19 protein-coding genes and 1 tRNA gene are annotated in these 24,056 nt (G+C 66.2%); 9 read left to right on the plus strand and 11 right to left on the minus strand.

Annotation, left to right across the window (positions count from 1 at the left end):
- Positions 1 to 20 precede the first annotated feature (20 nt).
- Positions 21 to 1,793: a phosphodiester glycosidase family protein gene (locus KUL97_RS13480; RefSeq protein ID WP_217797509.1), complete on the minus strand. Its 1,773-nt coding sequence runs from the start codon at positions 1,791 to 1,793 to the stop codon at positions 21 to 23.
- A 186-nt stretch (positions 1,794 to 1,979) separates the two neighbouring features.
- Between KUL97_RS13480 and gltB the strand changes: the two genes are divergently transcribed.
- Both gltB and KUL97_RS13490 read left to right on the plus strand, forming a co-directional pair.
- Positions 1,980 to 6,563, plus strand: a complete 4,584-nt coding sequence (gltB, locus tag KUL97_RS13485) for a glutamate synthase large subunit (RefSeq protein ID WP_217797510.1) — start codon at positions 1,980 to 1,982, stop codon at positions 6,561 to 6,563.
- 127 nt (positions 6,564 to 6,690) lie between these two features.
- On the plus strand, positions 6,691 to 6,879 hold the full coding sequence (locus tag KUL97_RS13490) for a hypothetical protein (protein ID WP_217797511.1): 189 nt from the start codon (positions 6,691 to 6,693) through the stop codon (positions 6,877 to 6,879).
- Here the strand turns inward: KUL97_RS13490 and lipA are convergent.
- A complete protein-coding gene (gene lipA, locus KUL97_RS13495; protein ID WP_217797512.1) occupies positions 6,876 to 7,745 on the minus strand; it encodes a lipoyl synthase in 870 nt (289 codons plus the stop codon). The genes KUL97_RS13490 and lipA overlap by 4 nt on opposite strands.
- A 125-nt stretch (positions 7,746 to 7,870) precedes the next feature.
- Here lipA and KUL97_RS13500 point away from each other — a divergent pair.
- Positions 7,871 to 7,944: transfer RNA gene (locus KUL97_RS13500), tRNA-Pro, on the plus strand.
- A 3-nt stretch (positions 7,945 to 7,947) separates the two neighbouring features.
- On the opposite strand, the gene cobJ is transcribed toward KUL97_RS13500, so the two are convergent.
- Both cobJ and KUL97_RS13510 read right to left on the minus strand, forming a co-directional pair.
- On the minus strand, positions 7,948 to 9,726 hold the full coding sequence (gene cobJ, locus KUL97_RS13505; RefSeq protein ID WP_217797513.1) for a precorrin-3B C(17)-methyltransferase: 1,779 nt from the start codon (positions 9,724 to 9,726) through the stop codon (positions 7,948 to 7,950).
- Complete coding sequence (locus KUL97_RS13510) at positions 9,723 to 11,063, minus strand: hypothetical protein (protein WP_217797514.1); 1,341 nt, start codon at positions 11,061 to 11,063, stop codon at positions 9,723 to 9,725. The genes cobJ and KUL97_RS13510 overlap by 4 nt, the downstream gene beginning before the upstream one ends.
- 466 nt (positions 11,064 to 11,529) lie before the next feature.
- Between KUL97_RS13510 and psaA the strand changes: the two genes are divergently transcribed.
- Together psaA and psaB are read left to right on the plus strand one after the other, a co-directional pair.
- Positions 11,530 to 13,833, plus strand: coding sequence for a photosystem I core protein PsaA (gene psaA / locus KUL97_RS13515; RefSeq protein WP_010311856.1), 2,304 nt, complete (start codon positions 11,530 to 11,532; stop codon positions 13,831 to 13,833).
- Positions 13,834 to 13,852: 19 nt separating this feature from the next.
- Positions 13,853 to 16,063 carry a photosystem I core protein PsaB gene (gene psaB / locus KUL97_RS13520; RefSeq protein WP_217797515.1) on the plus strand — a complete coding sequence of 737 codons (2,211 nt, stop codon included), beginning with the start codon at positions 13,853 to 13,855 and terminating at the stop codon, positions 16,061 to 16,063.
- A gap of 115 nt (positions 16,064 to 16,178) precedes the next feature.
- On the opposite strand, the gene KUL97_RS13525 is transcribed toward psaB, so the two are convergent.
- The 5 genes from KUL97_RS13525 to KUL97_RS13545 form a co-directional block, all read right to left on the minus strand.
- Positions 16,179 to 16,343, minus strand: coding sequence for a hypothetical protein (locus KUL97_RS13525; RefSeq protein ID WP_217797537.1), 165 nt, complete (start codon positions 16,341 to 16,343; stop codon positions 16,179 to 16,181).
- A complete protein-coding gene (locus KUL97_RS13530; RefSeq protein WP_217797516.1) occupies positions 16,340 to 16,945 on the minus strand; it encodes a Sua5/YciO/YrdC/YwlC family protein in 606 nt (201 codons plus the stop codon). Before KUL97_RS13530 ends, KUL97_RS13525 begins: the two co-directional genes overlap by 4 nt.
- 19 nt (positions 16,946 to 16,964) lie before the next feature.
- Positions 16,965 to 17,873 carry a peptide chain release factor N(5)-glutamine methyltransferase gene (prmC, locus tag KUL97_RS13535; protein WP_217797517.1) on the minus strand — a complete coding sequence of 303 codons (909 nt, stop codon included), beginning with the start codon at positions 17,871 to 17,873 and terminating at the stop codon, positions 16,965 to 16,967.
- A gap of 25 nt (positions 17,874 to 17,898) precedes the next feature.
- Positions 17,899 to 19,008, minus strand: a complete 1,110-nt coding sequence (locus tag KUL97_RS13540) for a DNA-processing protein DprA (RefSeq protein ID WP_254896562.1) — start codon at positions 19,006 to 19,008, stop codon at positions 17,899 to 17,901.
- Between the two features lie 186 nt (positions 19,009 to 19,194).
- Entirely contained in the window at positions 19,195 to 19,644 is a 450-nt protein-coding gene (locus tag KUL97_RS13545) for an acyl-CoA thioesterase (protein WP_217797519.1), read from the minus strand.
- Between the two features lie 67 nt (positions 19,645 to 19,711).
- Between KUL97_RS13545 and KUL97_RS13550 the strand changes: the two genes are divergently transcribed.
- Positions 19,712 to 20,560, plus strand: coding sequence for a universal stress protein (locus KUL97_RS13550; protein ID WP_217797520.1), 849 nt, complete (start codon positions 19,712 to 19,714; stop codon positions 20,558 to 20,560).
- A gap of 184 nt (positions 20,561 to 20,744) precedes the next feature.
- On the opposite strand, the gene psbM is transcribed toward KUL97_RS13550, so the two are convergent.
- Positions 20,745 to 20,849 carry a photosystem II reaction center protein PsbM gene (gene psbM, locus KUL97_RS13555; protein WP_010311839.1) on the minus strand — a complete coding sequence of 35 codons (105 nt, stop codon included), beginning with the start codon at positions 20,847 to 20,849 and terminating at the stop codon, positions 20,745 to 20,747.
- 48 nt (positions 20,850 to 20,897) lie between these two features.
- Positions 20,898 to 21,344, minus strand: a complete 447-nt coding sequence (locus tag KUL97_RS13560; protein ID WP_217797521.1) for a 2Fe-2S iron-sulfur cluster-binding protein — start codon at positions 21,342 to 21,344, stop codon at positions 20,898 to 20,900.
- A 269-nt stretch (positions 21,345 to 21,613) separates the two neighbouring features.
- Here KUL97_RS13560 and psbB point away from each other — a divergent pair, with 269 nt between their 5' ends.
- The 3 genes from psbB to nrdR all read left to right on the plus strand — a co-directional run bounded on the left by psbB (position 21,614) and on the right by nrdR (position 23,978).
- On the plus strand, positions 21,614 to 23,173 hold the full coding sequence (gene psbB / locus KUL97_RS13565) for a photosystem II chlorophyll-binding protein CP47 (RefSeq protein ID WP_010311832.1): 1,560 nt from the start codon (positions 21,614 to 21,616) through the stop codon (positions 23,171 to 23,173).
- Positions 23,174 to 23,191: 18 nt separating this feature from the next.
- A complete protein-coding gene (locus KUL97_RS13570; RefSeq protein ID WP_010311829.1) occupies positions 23,192 to 23,287 on the plus strand; it encodes a photosystem II reaction center protein T in 96 nt (31 codons plus the stop codon).
- A gap of 196 nt (positions 23,288 to 23,483) precedes the next feature.
- Positions 23,484 to 23,978 carry a transcriptional regulator NrdR gene (gene nrdR / locus KUL97_RS13575; RefSeq protein ID WP_217797522.1) on the plus strand — a complete coding sequence of 165 codons (495 nt, stop codon included), beginning with the start codon at positions 23,484 to 23,486 and terminating at the stop codon, positions 23,976 to 23,978.
- Positions 23,979 to 24,056 lie beyond the last annotated feature (78 nt).

Below are 24,056 nucleotides of genomic sequence, written 5' to 3' on the forward strand. Positions count from 1 at the left end.
AGTGTGTCAGGGTTGCCGGGTTAGGGGCGCTCGGGGGTGCGGGCCTGCTCCAGCTTGGGCACCAGGCCTAGGCCGTTGTGCACAGCCGCTGCCACACCCCGGCCCTTCACGGTGTGCACATCCGCCAGCACCAGCCCTGTGGAACTGCCGCCATCGAGGTTGAGGGCATCCTTCAATCCCTCCTGCCGCATCAGCAGTGCTGTTTCCATCAGCGTTGGGCCGGGATTGTTCACCCCTTGCAGGGTGATCAGCCAGAGCTGGCGACCATCGCTGCCCACCACGGTGCGCGGGGCACCCTGGGCCATGAAGCCGGAGCTGAATCCTTCCGCGCTGCCGTTGAGCACCACCCGGCCGTTTTGCAGCAGCAATGGCCCGCCTCCCAGCACATTCGGCTGATCGCCCACCGCACTGCTGGCTCGGCTCTTCAGCGTGAGGGGCTCGCCTGTCTGCCATGGCACGTTCACACCGCCGCGCGCCACCAGCAACAGATCGCCATTGCGCAGCGGCACCCCGGGGCGCAGTTCCCCCAGTTCAAAGCGCTGCTGCACCACCCCCTGACGCACCAGCACGCCCATCTCGGTGCCTGTGATCGGTTGGTAACGGCTGCCCCAGTCGGCGGTGTAGCGGGCCAGGCCCTTCTGCACATAACCGCTGTTCACGCTGCTCACCGTCCAGCGTTGGCGGTTGCTGTCTTCGATCGTTTCCACCAGCATCAGCCGATCGAAGCGGGGGAGTTCGCCCGCCGTCCAGCCGGCGGCCCCGCGGTTCAGGATCGGGCCCGACAGCCAGCGCCCCTGCTCTCGCATCGCCCCCAGGGGCAGTCGGTTCACGCGATTGAAATAGCCACCGTTGATGGCGATCAGGGCCTGCTCCTGGCGGGCCAGTTGGCTGAGGCTGCTCAGGCCCTGCATGCCATCGCTGCGGTTCAGGGGCCGCAGCTCCAGGGGCACCTGGCGGGGATCGAGGCGCACGCTGTTGATCAGCACCTGGCGGGAGCCGATGCGGCCGATGCGCCGCTCCAGCTGCAAACCCTGCTTTTGCAGTGCCACCAGGCGTGGATCCCGCTCGGGAGCTGGTGTTGGGGTGGTGGCGATGCCCTGGCCGGCTGCTTGGGGCAGATCGAGCACCAGTCGCCAGGGGGTTCCCAGGCTGAGACGCTCCCCCTCGCGGGGCACCTGCACGCTCAACCAGCCCTGGCGCTGGTTTGGTTTGAGCCCCAGCTGCTTGAGCTGCTCCAACTGCGCCGCCGTGGCTTCCGCGCCGATCAGCAGCTGGCCATCGCCGCTGCGCACCAGTGCGGGAGCGCTGAGATCCAGCACCACCCGCTGGCCGCTGATGCTCGGCTTGCTGGTGCGAATCGCCTGCAAAGGCCGGCTGGGCAACTCCAGCTGCAGTTCACGCCCTTGGCGGCGCACCTTGACCCCTACGGCCTCCAGCAGGCTGCCGACGGGTACGGCCACCTCGTCGTCGAGGCTGCGTTGCTGGTCGGCGCTCAGCTTCAGCGTTTGCCCGAACCATTCGAGGGCCAGGCTGCCGCCCGCAGCGGCGCTGCGGCTTACCCCCAGCTGGCCTTCAAGCACTTCCAGCGGCAGCCAGAGCTCACCGGCATCGTCCAGCCAGAGGGCTTGCTGGCGCAGACCATTAATGCTGAGGCTTGTTCCCGAAACCCCTTGCCTGCCCGCAGGCTTCGCCTGGCGCTGCAGCGGCGCCTGGGGGGGCGGAGCCGGTAGGGGCGGCGGCGGTGTGAGAGGGATGCCGGGGAGTAGAGCCGCCAGCGCCGGCAGGGGGGGCATCCAACAGCGGCGGCAGGCCCAGCCACGCTAGCGAGCTCGTTTGGCTGCGCCCAGGGGATACCAGCTCTTAGGATCAGCAGTTCGCAGCGCGGCCCCAGGCCGGGCGAGCCACGGCCATGGCAGCGCTTGCGCGGTGGCAGGTTCGCTCTCGCGCTGGATCAATTCGCAACAGGTTGTCGCCGGGTTATGTCGCAGTTTTCTCGCCCCGAATGGCCCCATCGCGACAGCCCCGCCCCGGCGGCGGTGGCCGGCGAGAAGGATGCCTGCGGTGTGGGTTTTCTGGCCAGCCTGAAGGGGGAAGCCAGCCACTGGGTGCTGCGGCAGGCCCTGCGCGGTCTCGATTGCATGGAGCATCGGGGCGGCTGCGGCGGCGATGGCGATTCCGGCGATGGTGCGGGCGTGCTCTGCGGCATCCCATGGAGCTATCTCGATGCGGTGTGGCCTGAGGCCGCCGCGAGCAGCGGCCGCAGCCGCGGCCTGGGCATGTTGTTCCTGCCCGCAGACCCGGCCCGCCGCGACCAGGCCAAAGCCTTCTGCGATGAAGAGGCCGCCAAGCTCGGCCTCGCCAGCCTCGGTTGGCGTGCGGTGCCGGTGGATGCCTCGGTGCTCGGCCCCCTGGCTCGCGGCACCGCGCCGGTGATTGAGCAGTGGCTGCTCGGCGCGGCTGAGGCCGGCGATGCCCTCGAATCGCTGCTGTTCCGTCTGCGCCGCCGCTGCGGCGATCGGGCCCGGGCGGCTTGGGGCGCTGGCCCCAGCGAGCTGTATTTCGCGTCGCTGAGCAGCCGCACCGTTGTTTACAAGGGCATGGTGCGCTCGGAAGTGCTCTCGGCCTTCTACGGCGACCTGCGCGATGAACGCTTCGCCGTGAGCTTTGCGGTGTATCACCGCCGCTTCAGCACCAACACCCTGCCCCGCTGGCCCCTGGCCCAGCCGATGCGCTTGCTGGGGCACAACGGTGAGATCAACACTCTGCTGGGCAACCTCAACTGGGCCCGCGCTTCCGAGGCCGATCTCGATGCGGTGTGGGGTGAGGCCGCTTCCGATCTCAAGCCGGTGGTGAATCCGGCCTTCAGTGATTCCGCCAACCTCGACGCCACCCTGGAGCTGCTGGTGCGCAGCGGCCGGCCGATCACCGAGAGCCTGCTCACGCTGGTGCCTGAGGCTTTCCGCGATCAGCCCGAGCTGGCGGATAAGCCGGAGATCCAGGCGTTCTACGAATACTCGGCCTGCACCCAGGAACCCTGGGATGGCCCGGCCCTGCTGGTGTTCGCCGATGGCCGCAGCGTGGGCGCCACCCTGGACCGCAACGGCCTGCGCCCGGCTCGCTACTGCATCACCAACGACGGGTTCGTGGTGATGGGCTCAGAAACCGGCGTGGTGGAGCTCGAGGAGAGCCGCATCATCGAAAAGGGCCGCCTCGGCCCCGGCCAGATGCTGGCGGTGGATCTGGAGAACGGCCGCCTGCTGCACAACTGGGAGGTGAAGCAGGAGATCGCTTCGCGCCATCCCTACGGCCAGTGGCTGGCGGAACACCGCCGCGACCTTGGGGTTCAGCCCTGGGCCCAGGAGCGTCAGCTCGGCGATCTCGAGCTGCTGCAGCAGCAGACCGCCTTTGGCTTCACCGCTGAAGACTTTGATCTGGTGATCGAAGACATGGCGGGTGCCGGCAAGGAGCCCACCTACTGCATGGGCGACGACATCCCCCTGGCGGTGCTCTCCAATAAGCCCCACCTGCTCTACGACTACTTCAAACAGCGCTTCGCGCAGGTCACGAACCCGCCGATCGATCCGCTGCGCGAAAAGCTGGTGATGAGCCTGGAGATGCACCTGGGCAAGCGCGGCTCACCGCTGCAGCCCCAGGCATCCGCTGCCGCCGCACTGCATCTCGATAGCCCCATCCTCAACGAGGCCGAACTGGCGGCTGTGGCGCAGCAGGGCATTCCCTGCAGCACCCTCTCCACCCTGATGCCGATCACCGATGGCCCCGCTGGTTTGGCGGCGGCGGTCGAGCGGCTCAAGGCTGAAGCCGAGGCGGCCGTGCGCGGCGGCAGCCAGATCCTGGTGCTCAGCGACCGGGGCATCAACGCCACCACCACCTATATGCCGCCTCTGCTGGCGGTGGGTGCGGTGCACCACCACTTGCTCAACCTCGGCCTGCGTCTGCAGACCTCCCTGGTGGCCGACACAGCCCAGTGCTGGAGCACCCATCACGTGGCCTGTCTGATCGGCTTCGGTGCCAGCGCCGTGTGCCCCTGGCTCACCTGGGAAACGGCGCGCCACTGGCTGGCGCAGCCCAAGGTGCAAACCAACATCGAGCGCGGCAAGTTGCCCGCCCTCACCGTGGATCTGGTGCAAGCCAATGTGCGCAAGGCCCTGGAAGATGGCCTGCGCAAGATCCTGTCCAAGATCGGCATCTCGCTGCTGGCGAGCTATCACGGTGCTCAGATTTTCGAGGCGATCGGCATCGGCGCCGATTTGATCGAGCTGGCCTTCAAGGGCACCACCAGCCGGGTGGCTGGCCTCAGCCTCAGCGAGCTGGCCAGCGAAACCCTGAGCTTCCACGCCAAGGCCTTCCCGGAGCTCAACCGCACCAAGCTCGAGTTCATGGGCTTTGTGCAGTACCGCACCGGTGGCGAATACCACCTCAACAGCCCGGAGATGGCCAAGGCTCTCCATGCGGCTGTGGAGGCCGGCCCCGGCTACGACCACTTCTCCACCTACAAAACCCTGCTGGAGAACCGCCCGGTTACGGCGCTGCGCGATCTGCTGGAGCTCAAGCCCGCCCCGGCGGCGCTGCCGCTGGATCAGGTGGAAAGCGTGGAGAGCATCTGCGAGCGCTTCTGCACCGGTGGCATGAGCCTCGGCGCTCTCTCACGGGAAGCCCATGAGGTGCTGGCGATCGCGATGAACCGCATCGGCGGTAAGAGCAACAGCGGCGAAGGCGGCGAAGATCCGGCCCGCTTCCATGCCCTCCAGGATGTGGACGGCGAGGGGCGTTCCGCCACCCTGCCCACGATCAAAGGCCTGCGCAACGGCGACACCGCCTGCTCCGCGATCAAGCAGATCGCCTCGGGTCGCTTCGGCGTGACCCCCGAATACCTGCGCAGCGGCCGGCAGCTAGAGATCAAGGTGGCCCAGGGAGCCAAGCCCGGCGAAGGCGGTCAGCTGCCCGGTCCGAAGGTGGATCCCTACATCGCCTGGCTGCGCAACAGCAAGCCCGGCGTGGCGCTGATCTCACCGCCGCCCCACCACGACATCTATTCGATCGAGGATCTGGCGCAGCTGATCCACGACCTGCACCAGGTGCACCCCGCCGCCAAGGTGAGCGTGAAGCTGGTGGCCGAGATCGGCATCGGCACCATCGCTGCCGGTGTGGCCAAGGCCAACGCCGATGTGATTCAGATCTCCGGCCACGACGGCGGCACCGGCGCCTCACCGCTGAGCTCGATCAAGCACGCCGGCGGCCCCTGGGAGCTTGGCCTCACCGAGGTGCACCGCGCCCTGCTCGAAAACGGCCTGCGCGATCGTGTGCTGCTGCGCGCCGATGGCGGCCTCAAGACCGGCTGGGACGTGATCATCGCCGCCCTGCTCGGGGCTGAGGAATACGGCTTCGGTTCGATCGCGATGATCGCCGAGGGCTGCATCATGGCCCGCGTTTGCCACACCAATAACTGCCCGGTGGGCGTGGCCACCCAGAAGGAAGCCCTGCGCAAGCGCTTCACCGGCATCCCCGAGCACGTGGTGAACTTCTTCTTGTTTGTGGCTGAAGAGGTGCGTCAGCTTCTCAGCGTGCTCGGCGTGGCGCGCCTCGAGGATCTGATCGGCCGCACCGAGCTGCTGCAGCCCCGCGCCGTGCAGCTGGCCAAAACCAAAGCGATCGATCTCTCCTGCCTGCTCGACCCCATTCCCCAGGCCGCCGATCGCTCGTGGCTCCAGCACGACGCTGACGCCCATGGCAACGGCCCCATCCTCGAAGACCAACTGCTGGCGGATGCCGAGCTGATGGCCGCCCTCGAAGGCCATGGCCACGTGGCTCGCACCCTGCCGATCATCAACACCGATCGCAGCGTTTGCGCCCGCCTGGGCGGTGAGATCGCGGCGCGTCATGGCAACACCGGCTTCCAGGGTCAGCTCGACCTCACCTATGAGGGTGCCGCCGGCCAGAGCTTCGGGGCCTTCAACGTGCAGGGCATGAACGTGCGCCTGGTGGGTGAAGCCAACGACTACGTGGGCAAGGGCATCAATGGCGGCCGCATCACCGTGGTGCCTCCCTCCGGTGGCCGCGATCCCGGCAGTCAGGTGATCCTGGGCAACACCTGTCTCTACGGCGCCACCGGCGGCGAGCTGTTCGCCCTGGGCCGCGCTGGTGAGCGCTTCGCCGTGCGCAACAGCGGTGCCCGCACCGTGGTGGAAGGCGCCGGCGACCATTGCTGCGAATACATGACCGGTGGTGTGGTGGTAGTGCTGGGCAGCACCGGCCGCAACGTGGCCGCTGGCATGACCGGTGGCGTGGCCTTCCTGCTCGATGAGACGGGCGGCCTGAGCGAGCGGGTGAACCCCGAGATCGTGGCGATCTGCGAGCTCACCACCCCCGAGCAGGAAGCGCTGCTCAAGCCACTGCTGGAGGCCCATCTCGAGGCCACCGGCAGCAGCAAGGCTGCGGCGATCCTGGCTGATTGGAGCAGCTGGAAAGCGCGCTTCAAGCTGCTGGTCCCCCCCAGCGAAAAGGCCAACGTGGGTCTGGCTGAGCGCGAGGCGGTGGCGGCCTGATCGGTTAGCCGGCGCTTCGGTTCGGTTCACGCTCCCGCCGGTCGGTTCGCCCCACCGGCGGGTTCGGTTGGCCCGATCGGCCTGCCCGATTGGGCTGCATAGCTTGACTGCAATCGCAGCGGCAGCCATGCCTCCTGAATTTGCCCAACACATGCAGCAGCTCTTCGCCCGCCAGATGGCTGTGGCGTTTCTTGAGCACTGCGCTCAGCTGCAGGCTCCCGTGAGCCTGGTAAAAAGCCGCATCGATGAGCTCGCCGCGGGCCCTCTGGCCGTTGAGGCCTGCGCCCTGGAGGCGGAATTCCTGCTGGATCCCTAGCGCGGATACTGCGCCATCAGCCGCTGCACCTCGCCGGCGTGATAGCTGCTGCGAGTGAGCGGTGTGCTCACCACCTGCAGGAAGCCCAGCTCCTGTTCGCCATGGCTCCGGAACGCCTCAAATTGCTCCGGCGTCACGAAGCGATCCACCGGTAGATGTTTGGGCCCGGGTGAGAGGTATTGGCCGATGGTCACGATGTCGACCTGATGGCGGCGCAGATCGGCGAGCACCTCCAGCACCTCCGCATCGCTTTCCCCTAGACCCACCATCAGGCCTGATTTGCTGTAGGCCTTGGGCCAGCCCAGGCGCACCCGCTGCAGCAGCTCGAGCGAACGCTCGTAGATCCCCTGGGGCCGGGCTTTTTTGTAGAGCCGCGGCACGGTTTCGATGTTGTGGTTCAGCACATGGGGCGCCGCGTCCATCACCACGGCCAGGGCGTCCCAGTTGCCGCAGAAATCCGGGATCAGCAGCTCGATCGTGGTGAGCGGTGAGCGCTGCTTCACCTGCTCGATGCAGGCCACGAACTGGCTGGCACCGCCATCGGCCAAGTCGTCGCGGTTCACCGAGGTGATCACCACGTGCTTGAGCCCGAGGCGGGCCACGGCTTCACCCAGCCGCACCGGTTCCGTGGGATCGAGCTCGCGAACGCTCTTGTCGAAGTCGATGTCGCAGTAGGGGCAGGCGCGGGTGCAGCCCGGCCCCATGATCAAAAACGTGGCGGTGCCGCCGGCGAAGCACTCGCCGATGTTGGGGCAGCTGGCTTCCTGACACACCGTGTTGAGCTTGAGATCCAGCAGCAGATCGGCCACCTCGCCGATCCGCTCCCGCTGGGGAGCCTTCACACGCAGCCAGTCGGGTTTGAGCACAGCGCCACTTCCGCCCGCAGGCGCAGATCAGGTGCCAACTCTAGAAACTGGCCCCATCGCCCAAGGCTGCTGCGTGAAGTGGGTCAGAGCCTTTGCTGGAGGGCCATCTCCTACACTCCAGGCATCGGGATGTAGCGCAGCTTGGTAGCGCACTTCGTTCGGGACGAAGGGGCCGCAGGTTCGAATCCTGTCATCCCGACTTTCAGCTGAGCTCGGCGCCTGGATACCCCCTGGGGGTCACCATGCGACCGCCCTCCACGCGGCTGCTGCTGTTGCCGATCAGCACCAGGGTGAGCATGTCGATCTGCTCGATCGGCAGTGCCCCCAGGCTGTGTAACTGCACCGCTTCCTCGGGGCGGCCCAGTTGCCGTGCCACCACCACGGGCGTGGATGGCGGCCGTTGCGCCAGCAGCAGCTCCTGAGCCCGGCCGAGTTGCCAATCGCGCCCCTTGGAGCGCGGGTTGTAGAGCGCCACCACGAAGTCGCCCTCGGCCGCGGCCTTGAGGCGTTGCTCGATCACGGTCCAGGGGGTGAGCCGATCGCTGAGGCTCACGGTGCAGAAATCGTGCATCAGCGGAGCGCCGGCCCGGGCAGCCGCCAGTTGCAGGGCCGAGAGGCCTGGATGCACTTGAAAGGCTGGTCGATCGTGTTCGGCCAGGGCCATCCATTGCTCCAGGGCAAGCCCCGCCATGCCGTAGATGCCGCTATCCCCCGACGACACCAGGGCCACCGTGAGGCCCTGGCAGGCCAGCTCCAGAGCTTCGCGGCAGCGTTCCCGCTCCAAAGTGAGTTGGCCGTCGCTGCGCAGTTGGTCGGGCCGGCGCAGCGGCTCCAGCAGATCCAGATACAGGCCGTAGCCCACCCACACGCAGCTCTCCGCCAGGGCGGCTCGGGCATCGGGGGTGAGCAGCGCGAGATTGCCCGGCCCGCTGCCGATCAGGTGCAGGCAGCCCCGCTGGGGTGCCCACTGCTGGGCGGCCTGGGCGATGGCCGCCGTGGCGGCGCCTTGCTCATCGGTCGTGGCGCGCTCGATCCGTTTGGGGGTGCGCAGCTGGGCTCCCGGGCCGGCGGCCAGCAGCGCGGCCGCCTCCGCCACGCTGGCGGTGCCGAGCTCGGCCTCCACCACCGCGGAGGGATTCGGCACGGGCACGGCGCTCAAGGCGGTGCTGCTGAAGCAGCGCAGGGGCCAGCCGTGCTGTTCAGCCAGTTGCAGCAGGGCGGGTTCATCGGCTTTGCGATCGGCACTCGCGAGCCCGGCGATGGCTTCCAGCGCCAGCCCCTCAGCGGCGAGGCTCTGCTTCAGGCAGCGCTGCAGCAGCGAGAGGCTGGTGCCCCGCTCGCAGCCCATGCCAACCCACAGGGCAGGGGGGTGCCAGCGGCAGTGCGCACTGCGCTCCACCCCCACACTCAGGGGCATGCCTGCGCTGCGCTGGGGCGGCAGACCAGGCAGCTGCAACCAGCGTGGGTTGCCGCTCTGGTGCTCCAGGGCCACGGCGTCGCCGCGGGCGGCCGCTTTCATCAGCGCGTCCCAGTCGCCGGATCCGCGGCGCCAGCCCCAGCGTTGGCCAAAGGCATCGAGGGCCACGTGTTGCTGGCTGGCGCTGCTGCCCGTCAGCACCGCTTCGCCCCCCAGCAACGCCGCCACGCTTTGGGCCAGCGCTTCAGCCCCGGCGCCATGCCCTCCCAGCAGCGGAATCGCATACCGCCCCTGGGCGTCAGCCACCACCACGGCGGGGTCGCGTTCTTTGCCGTGCAGCAATGGTGCAATCAGCCGGGTGATCGCGCCGCAGGCGCCGATGGCCACAAAGGCCCGGCTGCGAGGCCATTCGCTCTCAAGCAGCCGCTGCAGGTCGCCGGGTTGCCAGGCATCGCCATCGGCGGGGCTGGCGATGCGGTCGATCAGGCCCCGCTCCAGCAGCTGACGCAACAGGGGAAGGGCTTGACTGTTGAGGGCAAAACCCCAGCTCAGGCGTTCACTCATCCACCCAGCTTCTCCCGCAGCCCGGCCAACGGGCCGCGCGGGGTGGGCTGTTGCAGCGACCCGTCGGCATTCACCTGGTCGCGGGCGGAGCCACTCAGGCTTGTTTGTGGCGCGATGCGCTCCGGCGCGGGAGCAGCTGCAGGCTCTTGGGTGACTGGTGTTGCCGGTGCCTGCTCGGGTTCAGGTTCGGGTTCTGGCTCGAGCTTCGGCTCCGGTTCTGGCTGTGATGTGGCGGGGGGGGTGTCGTCTGTTTGTGCGGGCGCTGGCGCCAGAGCAGGAGGCTCTGCTGCAGCTTCCGCTGGGGGAGCTTCGACCTGCTCAGCTGAGGGGGGAGTGGCCTCGGCTGGGGCTGCTGGGCCGGGTTGGGGTTCCGGCTCTGGCTCAAGTGCCGGCTCCGGCTCGGCGGGTGCCGCTGGCGTGACTTCAGGGGCGCGTGTGTCGCCGGCCAATAGGGCCAGATCGTTGGCCGAGAGGTTGGGGCGCAGCCAAGCGGGTTGGCTGCCTGAACCGATCACCACCTCGCGCACCACGCTGTTAAAGGGTGGATTCAGGGGATCGCCGCGGCCATCGAGCAACTCCAGTTGCACCGCATTGCTGCCGCGCTTGAAGCCCTTCAGCCACAGCGGGGTTTGGCGATCCACCAGGAAGCTGTCGCCGTTCACGCTGATGCGCAGGCGCCAGCGGGCATCGTCGTCGCGCAGGTTCTGCAGGGGGGCATCGATCAGCAGCCAATCGATCAGCACCGGCTCCATCGCCTGCGGCGCCTCCGGGCTAGCCGCAATCAGCTGGGGGCTGCCGCTGGCGGGCAGTTCGGCGGCATTGCGGGCCACGCGGTGGACCCGGATCTGGGCACTCGCGCCCGGGGCCTTCACCGCTTCTCCCCAGGGCCGGGCGGCATACACCGTCACGCGATGGCTTCCGGGCCTGAGATCCGGCATCGCCACAGCGGCTGCAGCGTCGCTGCTGGTGATCCGAATCGGTGCTTGATCATCGAGCTGCACCACGAGATGGGGCCCCAGTCCCAGCGGACTGGCATCGCTCAGGGGCCAGTCCCTCACCTCGAGCTTCAGGGTCCAAGGGCCAGCGGGCAGCAGGGCGTTGTCCTGTGGAGCCAGCACCCGCACCTGGGGCGCCCGCTCATTGAGCCGCTCACTGAGTTGTTGCACCGCTCGGGGGGGCGCCACTTCCTGCAGCGCACCTGAGGGGGCGCTGGCACTGAGGTTGCTTGGGCTTGCCGCTGATGCAGCCGGGCCGGCCTTGCTTCCGCAACCCCCGCTCACCAATGTGAGCACCACCAGCACCAGGGCTAAGAGCGCCCGCCGCGGTGCCGCCAGCATGGTGAATCCTCCCGTTGCTCGTTTTGAGCTTGTTCAGCACAGTCTGCAGCGTTGCGGACAACAAGCCGCTGCGCAAGTGGCGTTTGCTAACAAAAAGGGCCCTTTATTTGTTCGCCTCGGCCTACATCAAGTGCTGAAACACGCGTTTTTTCGCTGATGTTTTGCTTCCGCAAGAGCTCAGTCCCTGACTGGCCCGGCTCCGGATTGAACCTTTGTAACTGCCGGGCCAAAGGGCTCGGAATTCACTTTTATACTTCCGCCAGCGGTCCCCTTTCTGGGGCCCAAGCGCCAGTCATGAAAAGGGGTTTCGGCTTCGGCCTTGCCTCCCGTTCGTGTCGGCGCCCATAGGCGCACGCGGTTTTCCGCTGTGCCTGTGGCTCCACTGGTCCGTGGCCTCCGGCTTGCCGGTGCCCCTGGCCGGAAGGGTGGACCTCCACCTCGACCCCGTCCCTCGAGGAACGTCTCGATGACCATCAGCCCACCAGAGCGTGGGAAAACGGCGAAGGCCCAGGTCGACCGGGTGAACAACCCGGCCACCTTCGAACTGTTCGGCAAGCCCGGCCATTTCGATCGCAGCCTTGCCAAAGGTCCCAAAACCACCACGTGGGTTTGGAACCTCCACGCCAACGCTCACGACTTCGACAGCCACACCAGTGATCTCGAAGAGGTCAGCCGGAAGATCTTTTCGGCCCACTTCGGTCACCTGGCCGTCATCTTCATCTGGCTGAGCGGCGCCTTCTTCCACGGCGCGCGCTTCTCCAACTACTCCGGCTGGCTGGCCGACCCCACGCACGTGAAACCCAGTGCGCAGGTGGTTTGGCCCGTGTTCGGCCAGGAAATCCTTAATGGCGATGTGGGTGCCGGCTTCCACGGCATTCAGATCACCTCCGGCCTCTTCCATGTATGGCGGGCCTGGGGCATCACCAACGAAACGCAACTGATGGCGCTGGCTATTGGTGCTCTGGTGATGGCCGGCTTGATGCTCAATGCCGGCGTTTTCCACTACCACAAGGCAGCTCCCAAGCTCGAGTGGTTCCAGAACGTTGAGTCGATGCTCAACCACCATCTGGCCGGTCTGCTTGGTCTGGGCTCCCTCTCCTGGGCTGGACACCTGATTCATGTGTCCCTGCCCACCACCGCGCTGATGGATGCCATCGACGCCGGCAAGCCGCTGGCGCTCAACGGCAAGACCATCGCCACCTATGCAGACATCCCTCTGCCCCACGAGTTCCTGAATCAGGACCTCATCGCCCAGTTGTTCCCCGGTTTCGGTGCAGGCATCAATGCCTTCTTCACCGGCAACTGGGCCGCTTACAGCGATTTCCTCACCTTTAAAGGTGGTCTGAATCCTGTGACCGGCAGCCTGTGGATGAGCGACATCGCTCACCACCACCTGGCGATTGCGGTGCTGTTCATCGTGGCCGGTCACATGTACCGGACCAACTGGGGCATCGGTCACAGCATCAAGGAGATCCTCGAGGGCCAGAAGGGCGACCCCCTGCTGTTCCCCGCCTCCAACGGTCATGACGGTCTCTACGAGTTCATGACCACCAGCTGGCACGCCCAGCTGGCTGTGAACCTGGCTCTGCTGGGCTCGCTGAGCATCATCGTTGCTCAGCACATGTATGCGATGCCTCCGTATCCCTACATCGGCATCGACTACCCCACCCAGCTGTCGATCTTCACCCACCACACCTGGATCGGTGGTTTCCTGATCGTTGGTGCCGGCGCCCACGCCGCTATCGCGATGATCCGCGACTACGACCCCGCCAAGCACGTGGACAACGTGCTCGACCGGGTGCTCAAGGCGCGTGATGCCCTGATCTCACACCTCAACTGGGTGTGCATCTGGCTGGGCTTCCACAGCTTCGGCCTCTACATCCACAACGACACCATGCGTGCCCTGGGCCGTCCCCAGGACATGTTCAGCGACTCCGCCATTGCCCTGAAGCCCGTCTTCGCGCAGTGGATTCAGGGTCTGCACGCTGCTGCTGCCGGTAGCACCGCTCCCAACGCCCTCGCCGGCGTGAGCGAAGTGTTCAACGGCACCGTGGTTGCCGTGGGCGGCAAGGTGGCCGCCGGTCCGATCCCCCTGGGAACGGCCGACTTCATGGTCCACCACATTCACGCCTTCACGATTCACGTGACGGTGCTGATCCTGCTGAAGGGTGTTCTGTATGCCCGCAGCAGCCGCCTGGTTCCCGACAAGGCGAACCTCGGCTTCCGCTTCCCCTGCGACGGCCCCGGCCGTGGCGGTACCTGCCAGGTGTCGGCTTGGGACCACGTGTTCCTGGGCCTGTTCTGGATGTACAACTCCCTGTCAATCGTCATCTTCCACTTCTCCTGGAAGATGCAGAGCGACGTGTGGGGCACCGTCAACGCTGACGGAACCGTGTCTCACATCACCAACGGCAACTTCGCCAACAGCGCCATCACGATCAACGGCTGGCTGCGTGACTTCCTGTGGGCCCAGGCCGCACAGGTGATCAACAGCTATGGCTCCGCCACCAGTGCCTACGGTCTGATGTTCCTGGGTGCCCACTTCGTCTGGGCGTTCAGCCTGATGTTCCTGTTCAGTGGCCGCGGCTACTGGCAAGAGCTGATTGAGTCCATCGTGTGGGCTCACAACAAGCTGAAGGTTGCTCCCGCCATTCAGCCGCGGGCGCTCTCCATCACCCAGGGTCGTGCCGTCGGTGTTGCCCACTATCTGCTGGGCGGCATCGCGACCACCTGGTCGTTCTTCCTGGCCCGCATCATTGCGGTCGGCTGACCTCTCCTGACCTTTCCCAATGGCAACGAAATTTCCTTCGTTCAGCCAGGGCCTGGCACAGGACCCGACAACCCGTCGTATTTGGTACGGGATCGCCACGGCTCACGACTTCGAGAGCCATGACGGAATGACGGAGGAAAAGCTTTACCAAAAGCTTTTCTCCACTCACTTCGGTCACCTCGCGATCATCGGCCTCTGGGTTTCGGGCAACCTGTTCCACGTCGCCTGGCAGGGCAACTTCGAGCAGTGGGTCGCCGATCCTCTGCATGTCCGTCCCATCGCTCACGCGATCTGGGATCCCCACTTCGGCCAGGGCGCCATCACAGCCTTCACCCAGGCTGGCGCCTCCTCCCCGGTGAACATTGCGTACTCCGGCGTGTACCACTGGTGGTACACCATCGGCATGCGCACCAACGCCGAGCTGTATCAGGGTTCCATCTTCATGATGATCCTGTCGGCCTGGGCTCTGTTCGCTGGCTGGCTGCACCTGCAGCCCAAGTTCCGGCCCTCCCTGGCCTGGTTCAAGAACGCTGAATCCCGCCTGAACCACCACCTCGCGGTGCTGTTCGGCTTCAGCTCCATCGCTTGGGCCGGTCACCTCGTGCACGTGGCGATTCCTGAATCGCGCGGTCAGCACGTGGGTTGGGACAACTTCCTCAACGTGCTGCCTCACCCCGCCGGTCTGGCTCCGTTCTTCACCGGTAACTGGGGCGTTTACGCCGCGAACCCCGACACCGCCTATCAGGTGTTTGGTACTTCAGAAGGCGCAGGCACCGCGATCCTCACCTTCCTGGGTGGTTTCCACCCCCAGAGCGAGGCCCTCTGGCTCACCGACATTGCCCATCACCACCTGGCGATTGGCTGTCTGTTTGTGATTGCCGGCCACATGTACCGGACCAACTTCGGTATCGGCCACTCGATCCGCGAGATCCTCGAAGCCCACAACCCGCCCAAAGGCACCCCTGGTGACCTCGGCGCTGGCCACAAGGGTCTCTACGACACCATCAACAACTCGCTCCACTTCCAGCTCGGTCTGGCCCTGGCTTCCCTGGGCGTTGTGACCAGCCTGGTGGCGCAGCACATGTACTCGATGCCGTCCTACGCGTTCATCGCGAAGGACTACACGACACAAGCTGCCCTCTACACCCACCACCAGTACATCGCCATCTTCCTGATGTGCGGTGCCTTCGCTCACGGTGCGATCTTCTTCATCCGTGACTACGACCCCGAAGCCAACAAGGACAACGTCCTGGCTCGGATGCTCGAGCACAAAGAAGCGATCATCAGCCACCTGAGCTGGGTGTCCCTGTTCCTCGGTTTCCACACCCTGGGCCTCTACGTCCACAACGACGTGGTGGTTGCCTTCGGTACCCCCGAGAAGCAGATCCTGGTGGAGCCCGTGTTCGCCCAGTTCGTGCAGGCTGCCTCCGGTAAGGCCATGTACGGCTTCGATGTGCTCCTCTCCAATGGCGCTAGCGCCGCTAGCAATGCCAGCGCTGCCTACATGGGCGGTTGGATGGATGCCATCAACGATGGCGGCAACGATCTGTTCCTGCAGATCGGCCCTGGTGACTTCCTGGTGCACCACGCCATCGCTCTGGGTCTGCACACCACCACCTTGATCCTGGTGAAGGGTGCTCTGGATGCCCGTGGCTCCAAGCTGATGCCCGACAAGAAGGACTTCGGCTACTCCTTCCCCTGCGACGGCCCTGGCCGTGGTGGCACCTGCGACATCAGTGCCTGGGACGCCTTCTATCTGGCTGTCTTCTGGGCCCTGAACACCGTGGGCTGGCTCACCTTCTACTGGCACTGGAAGCACCTCGCCATCTGGCAGGGCAACGTGGCTCAGTTCAACGAATCCAGCACCTATCTGATGGGCTGGTTCCGCGACTACCTGTGGCTCAACTCCTCTCAGCTGATCAACGGTTACAACCCGTATGGCAGCAACAACCTCGCCGTCTGGGCCTGGATGTTCCTGTTCGGTCACCTGATCTGGGCCACCGGCTTCATGTTCCTGATCTCCTGGCGCGGTTACTGGCAGGAACTGATCGAGACCATCGTCTGGGCTCACCAGCGCACTCCGCTCGCCAACCTGGTGGGCTGGCGCGACAAGCCCGTGGCTCTCTCGATCGTTCAGGCCCGTGTGGTTGGTCTGGCTCACTTCACCGTGGGCTACTTCGTGACCTACGCCGCCTTCCTGATCGCCTCCACATCCGGCAAGTTCGGTTGATCCCAAGCGGCTGCTTGCAGCCGCTTTCTCTCACCTCTTGCCCCCTTCGAGGGACGACTGCAGCCTCCGGCCTCGGCCGGGGGCTTTTTCGTGTGGTGTTGCCCCCTGTTGTCCCTCAGCCGTCGCTAGGCCTGCCGGCCAGCAGCCAGGCGGCAGCGCCCAGCGCCAGCCAGGGCACCAGTTTCAGCTCGAGCAGATCACTGCTCGCCTGTACAGCTGGCTCGAGCAGCCAATGGTTGAGCCCCAGTAGCGCTGCGATTAGCAGAATCAGGGCTGTCATCGGGGTCCGCCTTGGTTGATCAGCCCTGGCGGCATCACAGCACCGGCCCGTAGCAGTTTCCAGCCACCTTCCGGCAGCCACTCGATCACGGTGCTGCCTTGCCCAGAGGGTGCGGGCCAGGGCACAGGGCCCAGCTGAGCCACCTCCGGAAAGCGTTCAGCGGCTTCGTGGTGATCGAGGCAGGCCGGCTCGCCCGAGCGGTTAGCGCTGGTAGTAGCCAGCGGACCGCTTAGGGCGAGCAGCTCCAGGGCAGCTGCGCACGCCGGCAGCCGTAAGCCGAGGGTGGAGCCGCCTGGGTTGAGCTGCTCCAGCCAGGCGCCCTGCGCCGGCAGCACCAGGGTGAGGGCCCCTGGCCAGTAGCGCTCGGCCATGCTCTGCCAGGCCGGTTCGATCGGGCGTTCGAGGCAGTGGAGCAGTGCTTCGGCCGTTGCCGCCATCAGGATCACGGGCTTGTGGCGTGGCCGCTGCTTGAGCTCCCAGAGCAGGTTGGCTGCTTCCGGCCGGCTGGCCAGGGCTGGCAGGGTGTCGGTTGGAAAGATGGCGGCCTTGCCGTCCTGGAGCCTTGCGGCAAGCGCGCTGGGGCTGCAGCTCAGGCTGGGCATGGCGGTGTGACGTGTTGGTTCAGGGTGTAGCGCCTGGGCGGCGGCCGCTGGCGAACCGCCAGATGCCTTCGAGATCGCGGTGCGCCTGCACCTGCTCCAGCCCAGCCGCCCTCAGCAGGGCAAGAACGGCGCTGCTTTGATCGTGGTGGTGCTCCAGCAGCAGCCAACCGCCCGGGGCGAGATGGCTGGCGGCACCCGCTGCGATCGCGCGGATCGCTTCGAGACCATCCCCACCACCATCGAGAGCCAGGGCGGGCTCGTGATCACGCACGCAGGCCTCGAGGTTTTGCCACACCGCCGTGGGGATGTACGGCGGATTCGAGATCACGAGATCCAGCCGACCAGCCATGTCGGCCAGGGGGGCCCACCAGCTGCCCTGGCGCAACTCCACGCGCTCAAGCAGCTGGTAGCGGCTGAGATTGCGCTGCGCCAGCGCCAAGGCTTCACGGGATTGATCCACCGCCACTCCGCGGCTGCCTGGCCAGCTGCGGCCTAGGCCCACCGCCAGGCAACCCGAGCCCGTGCCCAGGTCGGCCCAGCGCAGGCTGGGGCGTTGGTCTGTGCTCCAGACGCCCCCGCTACTGCCGAGCTGTTGCTCGGCCAGCTCGATCAGCAGTTCGGTTTCCTGGCGGGGGATCAGCGCGCCTGGCCTTACCTCCAGCTCCAGATCCCGCCAAGGGCAGCGTCCCACCAGGTATTGCAGCGGTACGCCGCTGCTCAGGTGTTGCTGCCAGAGCGCCTCCAGCCGCTGCAGTGGCGCCTCCAGCTCCACCGGCTGCTCTGGATACAGGCGCAGTTGCTGGAGCGTTTGCCAGCGGATGCCGCCTCCGAGGTCTAAAAGCCAATCGAGATGGCTGGCTTCGCCGCCGGCCTCCAGTTGCCGGCGCCGCCACTGCAAAACTTCAGCTGCGGCAACCGTGTTGGCCATCCACTAACCCTAGGCAGGGCTGCGTTCAGCAGGGCCGCCACCACAGCCCCGGTTCACTGCGCAGCACCCCCGCCAGCTCGAGCCGCAGGAGCCGTTCACTGATCACCCCGGGGGCCAGTCGAAGGCGATCACACAGCTGATCCAGGGAGGCCCCAGCACCAAGGGCGGCCAACAGGGCTGCCTCCCGCTGCAGCAAGGGTGCATCCGCTGCCGCAACGCTGTTGCTGCGGGTTGGCCTAAGTGGCCCTGCGCCGAGGCTGGTGGTGAGATCGGTGGGGTTCAGCAATGGCGTGGCGCCTTGCGTGAGCCAGCGGTTGCTGCCGGCGGCGCTGATGCGGCCTGCGTCAGCGGGCACCACCCAGATCGGCATGCCCAGCTCCCAGGCCAGCTCAGCGGAGTGCAGTGCTCCGCTGTTGGCGGGGCATTCCACCAGCACCAGCGCCTGTGCGAGCCCTACCTGCAGCCGATTGCGCAGGGCGAAATGGCCGGCGCGGCCCGGGGTGTCCTCCGGCAACTCGCTCACGAGTAAGCCCTGCTCCGCCACGGTGGCCTGGAGCTGACCGTGATGACGGGGATAAACGCGGTTGAGTGGTGTGCCCAGCACCCCCACGGGGCAGCCTCCCGCTTCCAGGCAGCCCTGGTGGGCGGCTGCATCGATGCCCTCCGCCAGGCCGCTCACCACCGGCCAGCCGGCTTCGGCCAGAGCTCGCCCGATCAGCCGAGCCATGGTGAGGCCATGGCGGGAGGGGCGGCGGGTGCCCACCACGGCCACCGCCTGGCTTGGGCCCAGGGCAGCCCACCGCGACCCTTGGCCTCGCCAGAACAGCTGCAGCGGAGGCCGCTCCAGCTGCAGTAGGGCTTCTGGGTAGGTGAGATCGGAGGGGAGCAGGCAAGCGGACTTCCTCCAGCGCTGCCGCTGCTCCGCGCTCGGTGGCGCACTGATGGGGGCCGGTCCGTGGCTGCTGCGGTAGTGCTCCAGTGCCTCGAGCTCCCGCTGGTGCAGGCGTGTATGGCCGCTGAGCCCATGGATCAGGTCGGTTGCGCTGGCCCCCCAGGCCACCTCGAGGCTGCCAAACATCCCCTCGAGCCGCTCCAGCCGCTGCCAGCCGATGCCAGGGCAGCCCGCCCAGAGCATCTGCCACAGGCGTTCGCGTTCAACACGGGGATCGTGCCCCCGGTTCTGTCGCCGGTGCGCCCGGCGCTCTAGGTGTTTCGGGGAGGCCTTGAGGCCCTTCCCGGCCGCAGCAAACGGGGCCCGTAGCAGCTCTCCCATGCACCCACTCCCGCCAGTACGCCAGTACTATAGCGAGAGTGGTGGGTCTCAGGTTGGGCCGCTCTCCAGCCGCTTGAGGGCTTGGTTTAGGGCTGGAGGCAGCCGGCGCATCAGCTTGCGCTGGGCTGGCCCAGCGGAGAGATCCACCAGCACCAGCTCCACCGCGGCCTCGGCGGCCACGCTGCCATCGGCCTTGAGGAAGGCGCTGCGCCAGGGCAGCTTCACCCCTTGGCGCGGCAGCACCCAACTGCTCACGCACACCTCCTCGCCATGGAGCAGGGCCTGGCGGTATTGGATCGAGAGGCTCACCACCGGCAATTCCAGCCCCTCGGCCGAGAGATCGGCGTAGGCCAGTCCGGCGGCGCTGAGGGCTTCCACGCGGGCTTCCTCCAGCCAGCTCAGATAGGCCCCGTGCCACATCACCCCGGCGTGGTCGGTGTGTTGTGGCAGCACGCGCCGAATCAGGCGCCAGGGATGCGGTTGTTGTTGCTCCGTCACGGTGTTCGCTGCGCTTGGTCCGCGGTGGCGGATCAGCCATAGGCTGCCCGAGCGCGTTGCAACGGCTGTGTTCCGCAACCTTCTGATCGCCGATTCCGGCAAGGGCCACGTTGAAGAGATGGTGCGCATGCTGCGCGACATCCCAGCCGTGAAGCAGGCGCGCATCAACCTGCTTCACGTGGTATCAGAGCAGGCGGGTGAGAACTACGCCGAGCACTCGCAGAAGGCGGCCGGCATCGTGGCCGAAGCGGTGCAGCGCCTCGGGCTGAACCCCGCTGAGGTGAACACGATCATTCGCCAGGGCGACACCAAGCAGACCGTGCTCAAGGTGGCCGATGAGCTCGATGCCGACCTGATCGTGATGGGCTCCCGGGGCTTGGGGCGCCTGCAGTCGATCTTGAGCAACAGCGCTAGCCAGTACGTGTTTCAGCTGTCCACGCGGCCGATGCTGCTGGTGCGCGACGACCTCTACGTGCGCCATATCAACCGCGTGATGGTGGCGGTTGATGGCACCGGCGTGGGCGATGACGCCCTGCGCCTGGCCTGTGAGCTCGTGCGCGATACCCCTGGCGCCAGCCTCACCGGCATCCACATCAGCCGGCAAGACATCACCCCCTCCCGCGGCGGCAAATCTCCGGCCGACGAGCTGCTCGAGAAAGCCGTGCAGCGGGCTCGCGGCTATGGGGTGGAGATGAAGGCCATCCACCGCACCGGCGATATCGGTCGTGGGGTGTGTGACGCGGCGGCGGATGACAAATCGGATTTGCTGGTGATTGCGTCGCAGGATCGGCGCCCCCTGGTGGCGCGCGGTTTGGTGGATATCGATCGCCTGCTCGGCTCATCGGTGAGTGATTACATCCGGGTGCATGCACCGGCGCCGGTGCTGTTGGTGCGTGAGCCGGAAGGCCGCCGCTGAACGGCCACGGCCCTGAGGCCCCAGCGGTCAGGTCATGCCCTGGCCGCAAAAATCCCCGGAGCGGCCATCAGCTGCTCCGGGGATTCGTTGGATGAGGGCTTTCGCTCGGGGAGTGCCTGTTTGTTGCTGTGGGTCGGCCAGGGGCCGAATCAAAGGGCCGAAGGGCCAAGACGCGTTCCGGTGATCAACCCTGGCGGCTGCTGGTCTGGATGTACAGAACCAGCAGGAACACGGTTGGAACCAGCACGAACATCAGACTGGCGACAAAGCCGAGATCGTTGGTTTCCATTGCAAGAGCCTTCAGCGCGATGACGGTATCACCGCTGCACGGCGCCGATCAGGCCTCTTCATCGCTCGTAGTGGTTTGGCCGGAGGCCTCCTCGTCTTCGTCGCTCTCCTGCACCGGCCAGGCCGTTGGACCGGCCGGTAGGGGCTCGGCCTTGGCTTGATTCACCTTTTGATCGAGATCGCCTAGGCCGGTCTGCGGCTTGGTGAGCACCAGCACCGATTGATTCACCAGGGTTTGGCAGGCCAGGCGCCAGGTTTGCGGCCGGCGGCGCAGCTTTTGCTCTTCCACCGCAGTGCGGCCGCTGAGGCTGCCGGGGCTGCTTTCGCCCACCACATCCACAAAACAGGTGATGCATTGGCCGCAGCCGCCGCAATTGCCCAGCTGGCCCTTCAGGCCATAGAGGGCAATGCCCTCGCGCAGGGCCACCTCCCGCAGGTTCTCACCCGGGTAGCACTCCACGTCGCGACCTTCGCGAACAAACCGAATCACGGGCATGGCAATCCCTGGGCAACCGCAGCATTCTGAGGCCGAGGGTTGCGTTTTGTAACCGCCCGCTGGGGCGCAAGCCGCTGTGAGCGGCCTGCTCGTCATCACGGCACGTTTCAGCTGTGCTGCGATCGAATCAGTGGGCCACGCGAACCCCTTACCATCGCCAGCACGGATCAAGTGTCTGCTGGTTTCGACTGGTTGGGCTTGATCGTGTTGCCAACCGCCTACCGGTTCACCGGTGCGGGCGGCTGATTGTTTCCCCGGACCTAACCCCCATGGGATTGCCCTGGTATCGGGTGCACACGGTCGTGATCAACGACCCGGGCCGTCTGTTGGCCGTGCACCTCATGCACACCGCTCTGGTCGCCGGCTGGGCCGGCTCCATGGCGCTTTATGAGCTGGCCATCTTCGATCCCTCCGACCCGGTGCTCAACCCGATGTGGCGCCAGGGCATGTTCGTGATGCCGTTCATGGCCCGTCTGGGCGTGACCGGCAGCTGGGGCGGCTGGAGCATCACCGGTGAAACCGGTGTTGACCCCGGCTTCTGGAGCTTCGAAGGTGTGGCAGCTGCTCACATCATTCTCAGCGGCCTGCTCTTCCTGGCCGCCATCTGGCACTGGACCTACTGGGATCTGGAGATCTGGCAGGACCCTCGCACCGGCGAGCCCGCCCTCGACCTCCCCAAGATCTTCGGGATCCACCTGCTGCTCGCTGGTCTGGCCTGCTTCGGCTTCGGCGCCTTCCACCTCACCGGTGTGTTCGGCCCAGGTATGTGGGTGTCAGACCCCTACGGGATCACCGGACACCTCGAGCCTGTTCAGCCTTCCTGGGGCCCTGAAGGGTTTAACCCCTTCAACCCGGGCGGCATCGTGGCTCACCACATCGCTGCAGGCATCGTCGGCATCATCGCCGGCATCTTCCACATCACCACCCGCCCGCCGGAGCGCCTCTACAAGGCTCTGCGCATGGGCAACATCGAAACGGTGCTCTCCAGCGCCATCGCTGCGGTGTTCTTCGCTGCCTTCGTGGTGGCCGGCACCATGTGGTACGGCGCAGCGGCCACCCCGGTTGAGCTGTTCGGCCCCACCCGCTACCAGTGGGATCAGGGCTACTTCAAGACGGAAATCAACCGCCGCGTGCAGACGGCGCTCGACAACGGTGCCACCAAGGAACAGGCCTACGCCTCCATCCCTGAGAAGCTCGCCTTCTACGACTACGTGGGTAACAGCCCTGCCAAGGGCGGCCTGTTCCGCGTGGGCCCGATGGTGAACGGTGATGGCCTGCCCACCGGTTGGCTGGGTCACATCGCCTTCACCGATAAGGATGGTCGCGATCTGGAAGTGCGTCGTCTGCCCAACTTCTTCGAGAACTTCCCTGTGGTTCTGGAAGACAACCAGGGCATCGTGCGCGCTGACATCCCCTTCCGCCGCGCTGAAGCGAAGTACTCCTTCGAGCAGACCGGCGTGACCGCCACCGTGTACGGCGGCGCCCTCAACGGTCAGACCTTCACCGATCCCGCTGATGTGAAGCGCCTGGCCCGCAAGGCTCAGCTGGGTGAAGCGTTCGAATTCGATCGCGAGACTTATCACTCCGACGGCACCTTCCGCAGCTCACCCCGCGGCTGGTTCACCTTCGGCCACGCCTGCTTCGCGCTGCTGTTCTTCTTCGGCCACATCTGGCACGGTGCTCGCACCCTGTACCGCGATGTGTTCGCCGGTATCGACCCCGATCTGGGCGAACAGGTGGAGTTCGGTCTGTTCCAGAAGCTGGGCGACCGTTCCACCCGCCGTCTGCCGGAGGGCTACGTGCCCCCTGCCGGCACCACCCTCAGCTGATCGCTAGGAGGTTCATCCATGGAAAGCTTCGCTTACATCCTGATCCTGGCGCTCGGGATTTCCACCCTGTTCTTCGCCATCGCCTTCCGCGATCCCCCGAAGATCGGCAAGTGATCATCAGCCGCTTAGGCCCCACCAACCCCTGCTCCGGCAGGGGTTTTTTGTTGCTTGGGCCCCGTGTGGGCGGCCAGTCTCACGCTGTGGCGATGCTTTGCGCCGATCACAGATCAAAACCCCAGGCGGCAACTCCCTTCTCAATTGGACGAAGACTGTCTACACTTGCTTCACATTTCCGGCGGACTTTCGGGCCATGCAGTGCCCTTCGTGCCAGCACACCGACAGCCGCGTTCTGGAATCGCGTTCCGCTGATTCCGGCCGCAGTGTGCGCCGCCGCCGTGAATGTCTGCACTGCGAGTTTCGTTTCACCACCTATGAACGGGTGGAAACGGTGCCGATCACCGTGGTGAAGCGCAATGGCAGCCGTGAAGCCTTCAATCGCAACAAGCTGCTGCACGGATTGCTGCGGGCTTGTGAAAAAACCGGCCTGGAGCCCAGCCGCCTCGAATCCGTGGTGGATGAGCTGGAGCTGCAGCTGCAGGGCCGCAGTGGCCGCGAGGTGAGCAGCGGTGATATCGGGGAACTGGTGCTGGTGCAACTGGCTGAGATGAGCGATGTCGCCTATGTGCGCTTCGCTTCGGTGTACCGCCAGTTCCAGAGCGTGGGTGATTTCGTGGCCACCCTCGAGGGGCTCCAAGGCGCTTCAGCCCGGCGCAGCAGCGCCAAGCGCCTGGCAGCCGTGGGCTGAGAGCCCTGTGCTGCGGTTTGTATAGTGTGAGATTCCTCTGCGCCCGTTGGCGGGCGGCGACAGAGGCTCTCTCGTACT

The sequence above is a fragment of the Synechococcus sp. HK05 genome, assembly GCF_019104765.1.
Classification (GTDB): Bacteria; Cyanobacteriota; Cyanobacteriia; order PCC-6307; family Cyanobiaceae; genus Vulcanococcus.

What these genes read in the sequence shown, in the direction of transcription:
- psaB (WP_217797515.1), top strand. Translation starts at nt 13,853, where the DNA reads ATGGCAACGAAATTTCCTTCGTTCAGCCAGGGCCTGGCACAGGACCCG.
- KUL97_RS13570 (WP_010311829.1), top strand. Translation starts at nt 23,192, where the DNA reads ATGGAAAGCTTCGCTTACATCCTGATCCTGGCGCTCGGGATTTCCACC.
- prmC (WP_217797517.1), bottom strand. Translation starts at nt 17,873, where the DNA reads ATGGCCAACACGGTTGCCGCAGCTGAAGTTTTGCAGTGGCGGCGCCGG.
- psbM (WP_010311839.1), bottom strand. Translation starts at nt 20,849, where the DNA reads ATGGAAACCAACGATCTCGGCTTTGTCGCCAGTCTGATGTTCGTGCTG.
- KUL97_RS13560 (WP_217797521.1), bottom strand. Translation starts at nt 21,344, where the DNA reads ATGCCCGTGATTCGGTTTGTTCGCGAAGGTCGCGACGTGGAGTGCTAC.
- psbB (WP_010311832.1), top strand. Translation starts at nt 21,614, where the DNA reads ATGGGATTGCCCTGGTATCGGGTGCACACGGTCGTGATCAACGACCCG.
- KUL97_RS13525 (WP_217797537.1), bottom strand. Translation starts at nt 16,343, where the DNA reads ATGACAGCCCTGATTCTGCTAATCGCAGCGCTACTGGGGCTCAACCAT.
- cobJ (WP_217797513.1), bottom strand. Translation starts at nt 9,726, where the DNA reads ATGAGTGAACGCCTGAGCTGGGGTTTTGCCCTCAACAGTCAAGCCCTT.
- KUL97_RS13480 (WP_217797509.1), bottom strand. Translation starts at nt 1,793, where the DNA reads ATGCCCCCCCTGCCGGCGCTGGCGGCTCTACTCCCCGGCATCCCTCTC.
- KUL97_RS13490 (WP_217797511.1), top strand. Translation starts at nt 6,691, where the DNA reads ATGCCTCCTGAATTTGCCCAACACATGCAGCAGCTCTTCGCCCGCCAG.
- KUL97_RS13530 (WP_217797516.1), bottom strand. Translation starts at nt 16,945, where the DNA reads ATGCCCAGCCTGAGCTGCAGCCCCAGCGCGCTTGCCGCAAGGCTCCAG.
- nrdR (WP_217797522.1), top strand. Translation starts at nt 23,484, where the DNA reads ATGCAGTGCCCTTCGTGCCAGCACACCGACAGCCGCGTTCTGGAATCG.
- gltB (WP_217797510.1), top strand. Translation starts at nt 1,980, where the DNA reads ATGTCGCAGTTTTCTCGCCCCGAATGGCCCCATCGCGACAGCCCCGCC.
- psaA (WP_010311856.1), top strand. Translation starts at nt 11,530, where the DNA reads ATGACCATCAGCCCACCAGAGCGTGGGAAAACGGCGAAGGCCCAGGTC.
- KUL97_RS13540 (WP_254896562.1), bottom strand. Translation starts at nt 19,008, where the DNA reads ATGCTCTGGGCGGGCTGCCCTGGCATCGGCTGGCAGCGGCTGGAGCGG.
- KUL97_RS13510 (WP_217797514.1), bottom strand. Translation starts at nt 11,063, where the DNA reads ATGCTGGCGGCACCGCGGCGGGCGCTCTTAGCCCTGGTGCTGGTGGTG.